This window comes from Photobacterium carnosum, from assembly GCF_021236965.1.
Classification (GTDB): Bacteria; Pseudomonadota; Gammaproteobacteria; order Enterobacterales; family Vibrionaceae; genus Photobacterium; species Photobacterium carnosum.
Window position 1 is genome coordinate 306,637 of record NZ_WMDN01000004.1, and the last position, 14,463, is coordinate 321,099.

The window sequence follows — 14,463 nt, forward strand, 5'->3', positions numbered from 1 at the left end:
ACTAAACATACCTTTGATAGATATCGATAACCGAACTAACGACATCTTTTTCTGTATAATTTTTTTTGATTTCTTGTAACCCTTTACGCCCCATTGTTAAGCGTAATTCTGGGTTTTGAATCAGCGTTGTAAAACCTGCAACCCAAGCCTCAGTATCATTATATTGAATTAACTCACCACAACCTGATGATAATAAATCATTACAACCACGAATATTGCTTGCTATGATTGGACGCTCAGCACACATTGCTTCCATAATACAACGTGGCAAGCCTTCCCGTTGAGATGATAAGCATACCACATCAGTGGCTGAGATTAGATCTTGTACATCTTTACGGAACCCAAGAAATTGAACATCTTCAGTTAAGTTTAAATCTTTAACCAACTGTTCCAATGCTTTTTTTTCGGATCCAATACCAGCGAGTATATATTTAAAAGGAGTCAGTTGTTGCTGTTTTACTATCGCTAATGCATGCAATACTTGCTGTTGGTTTTTATTCTTATTTAGCTCTGCCACTTGCAGAATCACAAATTCATTATCAACATCAAGTTGCTGACGTTTTTGTATTCTCGCATCAGCATTAAATTGATATAAGCTTTCATCAACACCAATACCGTATATCTTTGTAACTTGATCTCTCGAAGCTATCTTTTTATCAACTGCAAACTGGTAATCTTCATTATTAATAACAAATAAATGATCCGTTTTAAATGAAGCTATTTTTTCTGCTAAGTAAAAAATAAAATTCTTAAATTTGGTATTCGTGTTTATATAATGAAAACCATGTGCAGTATAAAATACTTTAGTGTTGCTTAACCCAATAGCAGCTAAACGGGTTAAAAAGGCCGCTATTGGTGTATGTACATGCACAACATCATAAGCGTTCTGTTTTAGCAATTGTCTAACTTGTAAAACAGAAGAAAACAACTGTTTTATTTTTAATGGATTACGACAAAAATCAATATTATAAACATTATCATGTGCAGCAATAACTTCTGGGAAATCATTTATTCCTTCTGCTGCAGCATCAACCTGCCATCCTAAAGCTTTAAATGCTGTTGCATAAGGCAAAAGAAATGCATTTAATGTTGTTGCGACGGTGGTAACTTGGAGTATTTTCACTCAGCCTTACTCCGATTATATAAATTCATATATTGCTCAACAACAAAATCCAGGGAATACTCATCTAAGATACGTTGTCGTCCTTGCTTACCTAGTCGCAGTAATTCTTGTTCTGGTTTGCTCAAAACCTCAATGATTCCTTTAGCAAGATCATCTGAATTCTCAGGGGCTACGAGTTTACCAACATTCCCAACTACTTCTTTGACACCACCACAATCTGTCGCTACTACAGGTCTTTCGCAAGACATGGCCTCAGCTACAACCAAACCAAATCCTTCAAAGGATGATGATAAAACAAATAGGTCACTTGCTGACATTATTCCAGGGATATCACGATTTATACCAATAAATTCAACAACGTCAGTAAGGTTTAATTCATCAACTAACTGTAATAACTTATCCTTTAATGGGCCATCACCAACAATTTTAACTTTAACATTTAAGTTATTAGCCACAATAATGGATACAGCGTTAAGTAAATTGGGATAATCTTTCGGTAAATTAAGGCTCCCAACAGCAACAATTAATTTATCTTTATCATTAAGACCAAATCGTTTACGATATTTAATTCTTTTTTCAGTACTAAACATAAACGTATTAGTATCAATGCCATTTAATACTGTCCTCATCTTTTTTGCAGGAACAGCTCCTAATTGTATAAATTTATTAGCAGCTTCTTGACTAACATTTGTCGATATATCAGCTAAATTATCCGTTATACGATAAGCAAACATACGTAAGCGTCCACCTTCGTTGATACTATGAGCAGTGCATACTAACCGAGGAACCTTTGTTGTTAATCGTACTAAACGTGATAATAAATTGGCATGTATCATATGGCTATGAATAATATCAGGTTTAAATTCTTTCACCAGCTTTGTCAATTTAAAATAAGCGGATAAAAAATCGCTATAATGGCTAACACCAAGACACACCAGTTTAATATTTTCATTTTTAGGTGTAACTATTGCGTCACCAAAAGCATAAGTGATTACAACCTCATGCCCTTGGTCTACATACTTATCGGCTAGGTTCACGACTAAATTTTCAGCACCACCCATGCCTAAACCAGTAATTACTAATAATATTTTCATTCTTATGAACGCTCTATTATAATAGTTATATTTAACAATTATAAATTAACTATTTATTTATCGACTTTTGAAATATTGTTTTAAATAACAATCTAAACTTATATTGCCCTAATTTAAAACCGTTTTTATTTATTATCTTCAATCTATTAAATAATGATAGGTTAGGGTATTCAAAATAAGCATTAAATAATTTTTTATTTTTTATTGAAATTGAATCTTTATAAAATTCATAAAAACATTTTTTTTCATCATAATGTAATTTAGTTAAAACTGCACCATCAGTATTTAATACTCGTTTTATTATACTTTTAATATCATTCTGATTTACATTTCCTGTAACATTTCTATCATGCTGGCGATATAACATTAGTTTATCGTCTAAAAAGAATACATCACCAAAAACATGAGCAATAAGAGAGGTTATATCATCATGTAAATGGAACTTTACCGTGTATTCTTTAAGCATGTTACATAGAAACTTATTAAATAATATAGAGCACCCCTGATAACCCGAGTTGAAAAATAAAAATTCATTTAAATTTTCAGCTCTAACAGTAGAAATACTTGGTAATGTAATAATACCTTTGTTGCTATTATAGCCATAAGCATCGCAATACACTAACCCTGGTACATTTTCTCTTAATTTGATGTTTGCATGTTTTTTTAAATTTTCAATCTTACGTTCAAACCAAATATCATCTTGATCACAAAAAATAGCATATTCTGATTCAGAGTATTTAGTTAATTCAATAAAGCTTTTACCTGGCCCTATATTTCCAAAATCGTCTTTAACTATAATTATTCTTGAATCAAGGTTAGCCATTTCATTAACTATTGCGACTGTATTATCCGTAGAACCATCATCACGAATGAATAGCTTCCAATTATTCTCTGTTTGTTGTTGCAACGATAGAATCTGATTTTTAATAAATTCAGATCCATTATACGTTGCCATTAAGATATCAACAGTTTGCATCACTCTTCCTTGAAATTATAAATATAATTAATAAACAAAACGTTACTTGTATATTAAGCGATAATAATGAAAATAAACTTTCTACAAAAAACTGAGTGAATAATGCAGGAAGAAAAATAAAGTATAATGCCATAAAAAAAGTATTTTTAAAATTAACACCTTTATATAACAAACCAAACACACAACCATATATTACTGAAAATACGAATACTCCACCAATTTTGAAATCCATGTAAAATGGATACAACACTGTATAAACATTTGTTAAAACAGGTATTTCAACATAAGAGAAAATCAAATTAACAGGTGTATTATTGAAGCCCAATGCATAACTTATTGCATAGAAAAATCGTAATGAATTAGCGCCAAACAATGGCGACAAATTAAAGTTAACATATCCTAATCCAACAATTGGTGAATATGTATAAATCGATAATAATTTGAAGTAATCAGTACTCGTTTTACTATCTGATCTTATTAACTGCATAAAGACCATGACTAATACAGTAAATATTGTAATGAAAAATACAGTTTTCACTGTTATTTCTTTCTTCAATATTTTAATTCCGATCCAAATCAATATTGGAGTTAATATAGCAAATTTCCCCATCACAGCTAATGCAAAAAGCGCCATCCATAACCATAATGCTATACGTTTATTTAGATTATTTTTACTTTCATATATATTTTCAAATACGAAAAGAGCTAAAATTAACGGATAAAAACGTTCAATAAGGCCAAGTGTTTGATACCCTATTTCATGCATTGTACCCAGTCTTAAATTTAAGAAAAATTGAGATGGACCACTACTTCCAACAACCCATATTCTATAGGCTAAAACGAGAGCAAGAATGTAAATAATATATTGATAATTAAATTTTATTTCTAAACTAGAAGTACATGATTCTTTAAATCTATTTGGATTCTGGGGATCGAATTTTATAAACAATATATTTGTAACAAAAAACCAGACAACCCAAGCAGTAAATACGCTATTTGTTATCGGGTAATAATCTTCATAAAAAAATATTCCAGGAACAAAACTAACGCTCCAAGCAAAACAATTTATCACAAGAGGAGAAAATAATGACATTTTTCTGTAAGATGCAATTACACAGAAAAAAACAATTATAAAAAGAGCATAAGCGGAATAGTTCATTTTATCCGATCCTTCTTGAAAAATACTCAAGGACAACAAAATCTATAATGACTCGTAGACTCCAAGCAATTGCAGCACCAACGAAGCCATATGAATGAACTAATAAAAATAATATAACAAAAAATGGTATCACTTCTGCCATATGAATATATGCTGTTAGTTTTGAATTCCCTATAGCTTGAATACGTGAAAATGGTATTTGTGCAAGCGCATTAAAAAAGAAACCAACAATTAAAATTTTAAGAACATCGGTAGAGTAGAGACCATACTCACTACCAAGCCAAAAAGTTAAGATTTCTTTAGAAAAAATAAACAATGGTATTAATATAACAAAAAGTACAAGTGCCAAACTAATATAAGCTTGTCTTGCCATTTGTTGATTATTACCTTCATTTTTACTAAAAAATGGAAAAATAGTCTTAGCTAGTGCTCCTGGTATAATACTTATTTTTTGAATCAAATCTGTTGGTGCTGCAAAAAAAGCCACTTTTTCTGCTCCCATTATATTTGATAAAATAAATCTATCAGCATATACCATTAAAGGACTAATAATGTTTGATAATGTTATCCACCCACCAAACGTTATTAATTCGTAAAACACATTCCATTTAAAACATAAGAAATGCTTTCCTAAATATTTATAACAAGAATAGAAAGCAACAAAAGATACTAATACTCGAGCGATTAATAAACCGATAATAGCAGAAAGCAAACTATTATGTATAAATACAGCAATCACAGGAAATAAAGATATTATTGTTCCGGTAAAGATTTTATATTTATTTAACTCTAGAAACTTCTGTTTTCCCTCTAAATATGCAAAAGCAACAGTACCAACTAAAAAGAAAGGTATAATAATGCTTAAACACTTTATTGCTGATGTGACATCTTCAATTTCATTGGGGGTTACATTTAATAACGTAGTTATGTTGCTAGAGCCAAAATAAATACCAATAGCAGCAATAATTGATATAAAAAATACCGAAACTAATGCTGTACCCATTATCTTTTTATCAAAATCCAATTCATCTTGAGTTGCTATTTTTCGAATAACAGCTCTTGTTATACCAGCATCAAATAGTCCACTGTAACCTAGAATTGAAAACGACAACATTAGAATACCAAACAATTCAACATTTAGCCCTCGCGCCAAATATGCCATCGCAGGTATAGATATGAGTCCTGGAATCAACATGCCAATAATATTAAAAAATATATTCTTATACATTTGTTAATAATCCAACATTATAAGTTCTAAAGCATTAGCGTCTTTTTCTGATAATACGGGGTCATTTGACAAAGGCCAATCAACTTTAATATTAGAATCATTCCAAGCTATTGATATTTCTGCTGCAGGATTATAGTAATCAGTACACTTATAAACGAATTCTGCCTCATCACTCGTTACATAAAAACCATGGGCAAAACCTTCAGGAATCCAAAGTTGTCGCTTATTTTCAGCAGATAAATACACCCCAACCCATTGGCCAAACGTTGAAGAATCTTTACGAATATCAACCGCAACATCGAAAACTTCACCAGAAACTACACGGACTAATTTACCTTGAGTATTCTCTGTTTGGTAATGTAATCCACGTAAAATACCTTTTTTTGATTTTGAATGATTATCTTGTACAAATTTCGTCGGATTACCCGTGACTAAGTCCTCAAACTTCTTTTGGTTCCACGTTTCCATAAAGAAACCACGATCATCTCCAAAAATAGTTGGTTCAATAATTTTCACATCAGGAATACTAGTATCGATAACTTTCATTATACTTCTCTAATTTAGTCTTAAACGTAATCAGCTAAATGATTTAATGCTAATTGCCAGTTACTTGCTGGTATATTAAATACTGTTGTTATTTTATTGGTATTTAATGTTGAGTTTGCAGGACGTTTAGCTGGTGTTGGATACTCTTCTGTTTTAATCCCGTTAACATCAGGGGATTTAATTAATATCTCCTGCGTAGTTGCTTTTTCAAAAATTTCTTGTGCGAACTCACACCAACTTACATGTGGTAAACCTGAAAAATGATAAATTCCATAATTAGTAGTATCAAATGATTTATTTGAATCTGTAATTACTTGTGCCATCTTAATTAAAGTAGCAGCGATATCGCCAGCATAAGTTGGACCACCAAATTGATCATTAACAATACCTAATGAGTCTCTTTGCTGAGCTAAAAAAAGCATGGTTTTAACGAAATTATTTCCATATTCACTAAATACCCACGCCGTTCGTAGAATAATATGCCGAGGACAAGCTTCCGCAACTGCTTTTTCACCAGCAAGCTTCGTTACGCCATAGATACTTTGTGGATTAACCAAATCAGTCTCTACATAAGTCGTATCTTTTGTACCGTCAAATACGTAATCCGTAGAGATATGGATCATAAGCGCACCAATCTCATTTGCAGCCTTAGCTAAATATTTAGGGCCATCACGGTTAATTGCATATGATAGTTCAATTTGTTGCTCTGCTTTATCAACAGCAGTATGAGCGGCGGCATTAATAATCACATCAGGTTGAAAAGAAGAGACATAATGACTCACCGCTTCTTGCTGAGTAATATCAAGTTCCACGCGATCAACAGCGCTGATTTCAATGTTTTTATTATTCTGCAACAATTTAACTAAGCAACTACCAACTTGTCCATTGCAGCCTGTAATCAATACTTTCATTATTACATCTCTATCAATCTTGAATTAAGCGAGTTAAATACTGGCCATATTCATTTTTCATCATAGGCTGAGCCACCTCTTTTACTTGCTTTGATGTTAGCCAACCATTACGCCAAGCTATTTCTTCAAGACAAGCTACTTTTAAGCCTTGAATATTTTGAATTGTTTCAACAAACGAAGATGCTTGATGCAAACTTTCATGAGTACCAGTATCAAGCCATGCAAATCCACGACCCAATAATTCAACATTCAATGAACCATTATTTAAGTACATTTCATTCAATGTGGTTATTTCAAGCTCACCACGGTGTGATGGTTTAACTTGTTTTGCCATTTCAACAGCACGATTATCATAAAAATATAATCCTGTTACCGCATAATTTGATTTCGGTTGTAGCGGTTTTTCTTCAATAGAAATCGCTTTCATATTGTCATCAAATTCAACCACACCAAATCGCTCAGGGTCTTTGACCTGGTAACCAAACACTGTTGCGATCCCTTGAGAAGTCAGTTTCTTAGCATGGTTAAGTTGTTGTCCAAATGATTGACCATAAAAAATATTATCGCCCAATACTAAACATACACTATCATTGCCAATAAACTCTTCACCAATAATAAATGCCTGTGCTAAACCGTCAGGAGAAGGCTGTATCGCGTACTCAAGATTAATACCAAAATCGCTACCATCACCAAGTAAACGACGAAAACTATCATTATCTTCTGGTGTGGTAATAATGAGAATATCTTTGATACCTGCCAGCATTAATGTTGATATCGGGTAAAAAATCATTGGTTTGTCGTAAATTGGTAACAACTGCTTTGAAACACCGCGAGTAATTGGGTAAAGACGAGTACCTGAACCGCCAGCTAAAATAATTCCTTTCATCTTATTTCTCTTTATTATTAGTTGTAGTACCTAAACGTTCAAAACTGTATGAACCATCTAATACTCGGCTCCACCATTTTTGATTAGTTAAATACCATTCAACTGTTTTTCGAATACCAGATTCAAACGTTTCTGCTGGCTTCCAACCTAATTCACAGGCAATTTTTGAAGCATCAATAGCATAACGAACATCATGCCCAGGACGATCAGTAACATAAGTAATTAAGTCTTGGTATTGAGTTACGCCTTGAGGTTTATTGGGTACTAACTCTTCAAGTAACGAGCAAATAGTTTTAACTACTTCAATATTAGCTTTTTCATTATGACCACCAATATTGTAAGTTTCACCAACTTCGCCTTTAGTAACTACGGTATAAAGTGCTGAAGCATGATCTTCAACATATAACCAATCACGAATTTGCATCCCATCACCATAAACTGGTAATGCTTTACCATCTAATGCATTTAGAATAATTAACGGAATCAATTTCTCAGGAAAATGATAAGAGCCATAATTATTTGAACAATTAGTCACAATCGTAGGTAAACCATAAGTACGCAGCCAAGCACGAACTAAATGATCACTTGAGGCTTTAGATGCAGAATATGGGCTTGATGGCTCATAAGAAGTTGTTTCAGTAAATAAATCATCAGTGCCTTCTAAATCGCCATAAACTTCATCAGTAGAAATATGATGAAAACGAAAAGCAGCTTTGCGGGTTTCTTCTAATTGATTCCAGTAAGCACGAGTTGCTTCTAAAATTGTATAAGTACCAACAATATTCGTTTCAATAAATGCCGCAGGACCATCAATTGATCGATCAACATGGCTTTCAGCAGCTAAATGCATGACAGCATCTGGTTGATGTTGTTCAAATACACGATCTAATTCTGTACGATCGCAAATGTCAACGAGTTCAAATGCATAGCTGTCACTATTTTCAATATCAATTAAAGACTCTAAATTTCCCGCATAGGTTAATTTATCTACATTAATAACACTATCTTGAGTATTATTAATAATATGACGAATAACAGCAGATCCAATAAATCCGGCACCACCAGTAACAAGAATTTTCATTAAAAAGCCTATTTTTTATAGTTAATAACTATTTCTTATTGTTAACAACATCTTTAATAAGAACACTACATATACCAAGCATTAATCCGAAAATCATAAAAAGAGAGTTAATGAAAATCTTTTGTGGTATTAAATTATTTATCGGACGTTCTGATTTCTTTGAGAAGTTAATCATTTCTATTTTTAATGGTGAAGTCACCAATGTAACTCTTTTGGGCTTTATTCTTTCAATAAAGATAATTGAATTTAAAAACGACTCAAATGAATTACCCACCCTATTAGAATCAAAAACCTCATAATCAGCTAAGTAATTATCAGCTATAGCTGTTATTTTTAACTTATCAAAAACATCATGAGTTAATTTTTTTTCAATAAAAATAATATAAGCATTAAGAATATCGACACTAAGTTTAGGATTAATAGTCTTAACAGTTAAGATATATTGATTACTTTTAAAATACAATAGCGAAATATGACTCGCTAGTAGATTAATAAATTTATCATCTAATATTATGCTATTAGCTTGTACATGTCTTTTGACTATATAATTTGATAATATGAATTCTTTTTTATTATCAAATGAATTAAATAAAGAAAAAAAACTTTTAAATAGATATTCATTTGAAGTTATATCTTTCAATACATTAGTTTCTTTATTAGAATAATAGGTCTCTATAAAATTTTGATTATTTTTATTTTTACCATAAACGACATGGTTATTATCAGTAAAATATACATATTCAGAGGCATTCCATAACGGTTTTATAGATAAACAATAATACCATCCAATCAGAGTAAAAAAACTGGCACTTAGCATTATCCAATTTTTACCTCGCCACAATACTTTATACATCTGATCACAACCAACTTCATCAGTTTGCTTTCGTGATAGATCCATATTTACTACTCATTTTATTTTAAATACACGCTACCGCCCTTGGGATATGCTATACACCCACAAAGCACCAACTCTAATTTTCTATTGATCAATGACAATATGCTATAACATGTTGTTATGCCATCAATTTATCACTGTATTGCTGCACTAATTGCCAATCACTTGGGTTTAGTTCACTTTTTGCATCCCGCAAGCTTTGTTTTACTTTTTGTTGCATAACAATAATATCATCAATGTCTTGCTGTTCACAATCTGCAGCGGCAAGTGAAATATGACCACGTAAATAGCCACCAGCAAACAGTTCGTCATCCGTTGCACTGTCAATATTGTCATCAATCAGCTGTAATAGCTTTTGTTCATAATCGTGGATCATGTTCTATCCTTGCGGTTAAGCATAATCAGTTAATGGGATCGGTTTGGGGAAATTAGCGGCTGTTAGTGGTGCAATACCATAAAAATCACGGAAGGTATCGGATAACATTTTGGTTCGCTCTGGAATACCGTTCGTTAAATAGTTTATAACTTGCTCACGTACTTTTAACGTAAATCCCACTCTATCAGGCTCGCAGTTACCACTTAAATTATCGCAACTTACCTGATAGTTAAATCCACAGCTGGCCGATAAAATCCATTCTATAGCTTGCGGCTTAATTTCAACCACTTCAAATGCAGCTTGTACTTCAGCACTACGTCCATCGGGTTGATACCAATAGCCATAGTCTTCTAATAAGCGTCTTGCTTCACCCGCAATACACCAATGCCCTAACTCATGCATCGCTGACGCATAATAGCCACGAGCAAAGATAATTTGATGATGAGTACGTTCCTCTGAGGCAGGAAGGTAAATAGGCTCATCGCCACCTAGTAATAATTCAGTATTTAAACGCTCTAAAAAGACCGTGTTAAACAAACGAATAAGATCGTTATAGTCATGATTCATATGTGTTTTCATTTCATTCATTTGGATACAATTTAAATTAACCAGCGAATTATATATTGTTTGAACATTTAGAGCCATTAAGTAAAAAGGTAGATCTACAACATGAGGATTATTTTACTTGATCTCTTTAATCTCGTTCGTCATCTTCCGGTAAGGAATAGCGAGAAAGCTCACATATCTACTACAAATAATAACAAAAGTGTTTTTTGCATGAATTCAATTCATCTGACACTAAATTCTTTTCATTAGAAGTTGATAACTGTCACTATTACAATACCCTATTCTTATGATAAACAACGGCCATCACAGTTATTATGCTACTTTCTATCTTATACATTATCGGTATTACTGCAGAAGCAATGACGGGCGCACTTGCCGCAGGTAAACGTCATATGGATTGGTTCGGGGTCATGTTAGTCGCAAGTGCAACGGCTATTGGTGGCGGCACAATGCGTGATATTTTATTAGGCCACTATCCACTTGGTTGGGTGGCACACCCACAATATTTAGTCATCACCTGCGTTGCTGGCTTATTAACGACAGTATTAGGTAAATGGGTCGTACGCTTTCATAAGATTTTTATTATTCTTGATGCTATTGGATTGATTGTATTTAGTATTATTGGTTGCCAAGTTGCAATCACAATGGGATTATCACCAATTATCTGTGTAGTAGCGGCAGTCATTACAGGGGTTTTTGGTGGGTTACTTCGCGATATGATCACTCGTAGCAAGCCAATGGTATTACACAAAGAACTCTATGCGTCAGTGTCTTTCCTTGCTGGCATTATATATGTCACGATGCTGCACTTTAATGTCCCTGCTGATACAACCACACTAGTAACATTGGTTGTTGGCTTTGGTTTACGTATGGCTGCTGTGTTCTTTAGCTGGAGTTTACCCGTATTTAACTTCGAAGAAGCTGAAGTGTAAAATCTTCTTCTTTAGGTGTAGAAGTTCATTAAGCCACAACAAGTTAAGGTATGAGGCTATCTGAGAGATATTTACTTTTGCTACAACAGAAAGATACTAACAAAGGGAATGACGGTGGATGGTTCGCATTCACTATAAGGAATGACGGAATAAAATTATTCCGTCATTTCAATATTAATTTACAGCGTAACCAAGCTCTAAATCTTCGGTGTTGTTGTGACTACATCTGCATTTTGACCACGGTTACGCAATAAGTGATCCATCAGCGTAATCGCTAACATCGCTTCAGCAATCGGAACCGCGCGAATACCAACACAGGGATCATGACGACCTTTGGTGATCACTTCGGCTGATTCGCCTTGCTTAGTGATGGTTTCACCCGGAATACTGATACTTGAGGTCGGTTTTAGTGCAATATGCGCAATAACATCTTGCCCTGATGAAATACCCCCCAAAATACCGCCCGCATGATTGGTTTTAAATCCTTGTAATGTCATGGCATCACGGTGTTCACTGCCCCGTTGTTCAACCACATCAAAACCATCACCAATTTCAACCCCTTTAACGGCATTGATACTCATTAATGAATGAGCAATATCAGCATCTAAACGATCAAATACCGGTTCACCTAAACCTACAGGAACATTACGAGCAACCACGGTAATTTTAGCGCCAATCGAATCACCGTCTTTTTTAAGGTTACGGATCAGCTCATCAAAGGCGTCGACTTTATCAACATCAGGGCAGAAAAAGGCATTTTGTTCAATTTGTTGCCAATCAACCTTATCTATTTTTACATCACCCATTTGTGATAAGTAAGCACATACTTCTATGCCATGCGCTTGTTTAAGGTATTTTTTAGCAACAGCACCCGCAGCAACACGCATAGCGGTTTCACGTGCAGATGATCGACCACCACCACGGTAATCACGTACGCCATATTTCTGCTGGTAAGTATAATCTGCGTGGCCGGGACGGAATAAATTCTGAATATTAGAATAATCTTTTGAACGTTGATCGGTATTTTCAATCAGTAAACCAATCGATGTACCCGTAGTTTGACCTTCAAATACACCGGATAAAATCTTAACTTCATCCGCTTCACGACGTTGAGTGGTATATTTTGAGGTGCCTGGGCGGCGACGATCAAGATCGTGTTGCATGTCAGCTTCTGTGAGTGCTAATCCTGGTGGGCAACCGTCAATAATACATCCTAATGCTACTCCATGACTTTCGCCAAAGGTAGTAACGCGAAACAATTGTCCTATGGTATTTCCGGCCATCTGTAATACTCTTAATATAATGCCAACATTTAATTTACATTATTTTTTAATTTTTTACTAACCACTTTTCCCATTTTTATCATCGGTTTTTCTATATATGTATAAGTAAACATTGAGAGTAAAATAACGACTAAAAGTACTATTGGCATTAGAAGCATATACTGATTAAATGATAAATTAGCACATAACGAAGGAAATAATATTGTATATGTTGTATATAAAACCAAACCATGAATGAGGTAAATACTATAACTAATATCCCCCAAATAAATCATAATTTTATTTTTTAATAATCCATTAAAATCAAAACCATAAATAAATAAGAAAAAAATCATTGCTATAATAAGACTTTGATAAAATCCAAATGACGTTTTAAATAAGAAAAACAATAAAAACAATAATATAAAAACAGTGCAAAATATATATTTATTATTTACATTAACACTTGTTTTTTTAATTTTAGATTCAACTAAAGCACAAATAAAACCAAACAAGAAGAATGAGAACATAACAGTATTAAAAGTCCAGTGATAAAAATAAATCACAATAGGATCAATACTTAAATAAAAAACGATAATTGCTAACACAATGAATGATAATTTTATTTTATTAAAAGAAAAATATAACAGTGGTAACATGATATAAAAGAAGCACTCATATGATAAAGTCCATGTAATCCCTGCTAACATTAAATTTGCATTATTGTTACCATTAATACTTGGAGTAACAAACATCCCCCAATTATATAGTTCGAATAAGAATGATTTAATCGGAACCTGTAAACTAAAATCAGTTATATAAAATGAATACAGTATAACAACAAAAGTTGAGAATAAATAAATAGGATAAATTCTAAAGACTCTACCTATAAAAAAATCTAACCAATTACTTTTAGTTAAAATCATTTTTTTTGTAAATAGGTATCCGGTAATGATGAAGAAAAATCCAACGCTAGCTTGTCCTAAGTGATTATAAAAATCAGATTCAGGCCTAACCCATACACCTTTGGTTTTCCATACGTATGTTATGACATAGTGATGTATAAATACGGATATAGCCAAAATAGCTCTCAACCCATCTATTGAACCATATCTACGGTTATCTTCTCGCATAAATCTAATACATTAGAATAAAATTTGATTCTATTCTAATGCGGAATAAATTAAAAGCGATAGGCTTTCACCTATCGCTTTTATTCTTTAATAAAAGAAGAACGAAGATTAAGATTCTAAGAACAAAAACAAGTAAAACATTACCGCTTACACTTCCTTGTCACTACTTTCCTTCGTCCTTTAAATATCCTACGCTAACACTTTATCCGCTTTTGCTTTACGGAATTTCTTCAGTGATACTGCAACCAATGCCGTTACTACCATACCTGTTGCCATACAGACTAAAGCAAGTAA

The 14,463-nt window shown here is 33.1% G+C and carries 15 protein-coding genes; 1 reads left to right on the forward strand and 14 read right to left on the reverse strand.

Annotated elements, in window-relative coordinates:
- Nucleotide 1: 1 nt before the first annotated feature.
- From GLP24_RS06495 to GLP24_RS06550, 12 genes are all read right to left on the reverse strand, one after another.
- A complete protein-coding gene (locus GLP24_RS06495; RefSeq protein WP_232615726.1) occupies nucleotides 2–1,123 on the reverse strand; it encodes a glycosyltransferase family 4 protein in 1,122 nt (373 codons plus the stop codon).
- Nucleotides 1,120–2,217: a glycosyltransferase gene (locus tag GLP24_RS06500; protein ID WP_232615727.1), complete on the reverse strand. Its 1,098-nt coding sequence runs from the start codon at nucleotides 2,215–2,217 to the stop codon at nucleotides 1,120–1,122. Before GLP24_RS06500 ends, GLP24_RS06495 begins: the two co-directional genes overlap by 4 nt.
- Nucleotides 2,218–2,266: 49 nt before the next feature.
- Nucleotides 2,267–3,193: a glycosyltransferase family 2 protein gene (locus GLP24_RS06505; RefSeq protein WP_232615728.1), complete on the reverse strand. Its 927-nt coding sequence runs from the start codon at nucleotides 3,191–3,193 to the stop codon at nucleotides 2,267–2,269.
- On the reverse strand, nucleotides 3,180–4,352 hold the full coding sequence (locus GLP24_RS06510) for an O-antigen polymerase (protein ID WP_232615729.1): 1,173 nt from the start codon (nucleotides 4,350–4,352) through the stop codon (nucleotides 3,180–3,182). The genes GLP24_RS06505 and GLP24_RS06510 overlap by 14 nt, the downstream gene beginning before the upstream one ends.
- Before the next feature lies 1 nt (nucleotide 4,353).
- Nucleotides 4,354–5,580, reverse strand: coding sequence for a flippase (locus tag GLP24_RS06515; protein ID WP_232615730.1), 1,227 nt, complete (start codon nucleotides 5,578–5,580; stop codon nucleotides 4,354–4,356).
- A gap of 3 nt (nucleotides 5,581–5,583) precedes the next feature.
- Entirely contained in the window at nucleotides 5,584–6,126 is a 543-nt protein-coding gene (rfbC, locus tag GLP24_RS06520; RefSeq protein WP_232615731.1) for a dTDP-4-dehydrorhamnose 3,5-epimerase, read from the reverse strand.
- Nucleotides 6,127–6,146: 20 nt separating this feature from the next.
- Nucleotides 6,147–7,037, reverse strand: a complete 891-nt coding sequence (gene rfbD, locus GLP24_RS06525) for a dTDP-4-dehydrorhamnose reductase (RefSeq protein WP_232615732.1) — start codon at nucleotides 7,035–7,037, stop codon at nucleotides 6,147–6,149.
- A 13-nt stretch (nucleotides 7,038–7,050) separates the two neighbouring features.
- Entirely contained in the window at nucleotides 7,051–7,923 is an 873-nt protein-coding gene (rfbA, locus tag GLP24_RS06530; RefSeq protein ID WP_232615733.1) for a glucose-1-phosphate thymidylyltransferase RfbA, read from the reverse strand.
- Between the two features lies 1 nt (nucleotide 7,924).
- A complete protein-coding gene (gene rfbB / locus GLP24_RS06535; protein ID WP_232615734.1) occupies nucleotides 7,925–9,004 on the reverse strand; it encodes a dTDP-glucose 4,6-dehydratase in 1,080 nt (359 codons plus the stop codon).
- A gap of 28 nt (nucleotides 9,005–9,032) precedes the next feature.
- Complete coding sequence (locus GLP24_RS06540; protein WP_232615735.1) at nucleotides 9,033–9,902, reverse strand: Wzz/FepE/Etk N-terminal domain-containing protein; 870 nt, start codon at nucleotides 9,900–9,902, stop codon at nucleotides 9,033–9,035.
- Between the two features lie 115 nt (nucleotides 9,903–10,017).
- Nucleotides 10,018–10,275: a YfcL family protein gene (locus GLP24_RS06545; protein WP_232615736.1), complete on the reverse strand. Its 258-nt coding sequence runs from the start codon at nucleotides 10,273–10,275 to the stop codon at nucleotides 10,018–10,020.
- Between the two features lie 15 nt (nucleotides 10,276–10,290).
- Entirely contained in the window at nucleotides 10,291–10,842 is a 552-nt protein-coding gene (locus tag GLP24_RS06550) for an elongation factor P hydroxylase (RefSeq protein ID WP_101769317.1), read from the reverse strand.
- A 314-nt stretch (nucleotides 10,843–11,156) separates the two neighbouring features.
- Here GLP24_RS06550 and GLP24_RS06555 point away from each other — a divergent pair, with 314 nt between their 5' ends.
- A complete protein-coding gene (locus tag GLP24_RS06555) occupies nucleotides 11,157–11,774 on the forward strand; it encodes a trimeric intracellular cation channel family protein (RefSeq protein ID WP_101769316.1) in 618 nt (205 codons plus the stop codon).
- A gap of 197 nt (nucleotides 11,775–11,971) precedes the next feature.
- Here GLP24_RS06555 and aroC read toward each other — a convergent pair whose 3' ends face one another.
- Both aroC and GLP24_RS06565 read right to left on the reverse strand, forming a co-directional pair.
- Nucleotides 11,972–13,057 carry a chorismate synthase gene (aroC, locus tag GLP24_RS06560; RefSeq protein ID WP_045039953.1) on the reverse strand — a complete coding sequence of 362 codons (1,086 nt, stop codon included), beginning with the start codon at nucleotides 13,055–13,057 and terminating at the stop codon, nucleotides 11,972–11,974.
- Between the two features lie 29 nt (nucleotides 13,058–13,086).
- Nucleotides 13,087–14,169: an acyltransferase family protein gene (locus GLP24_RS06565; protein WP_232615737.1), complete on the reverse strand. Its 1,083-nt coding sequence runs from the start codon at nucleotides 14,167–14,169 to the stop codon at nucleotides 13,087–13,089.
- Nucleotides 14,170–14,463: the final 294 nt, after the last annotated feature.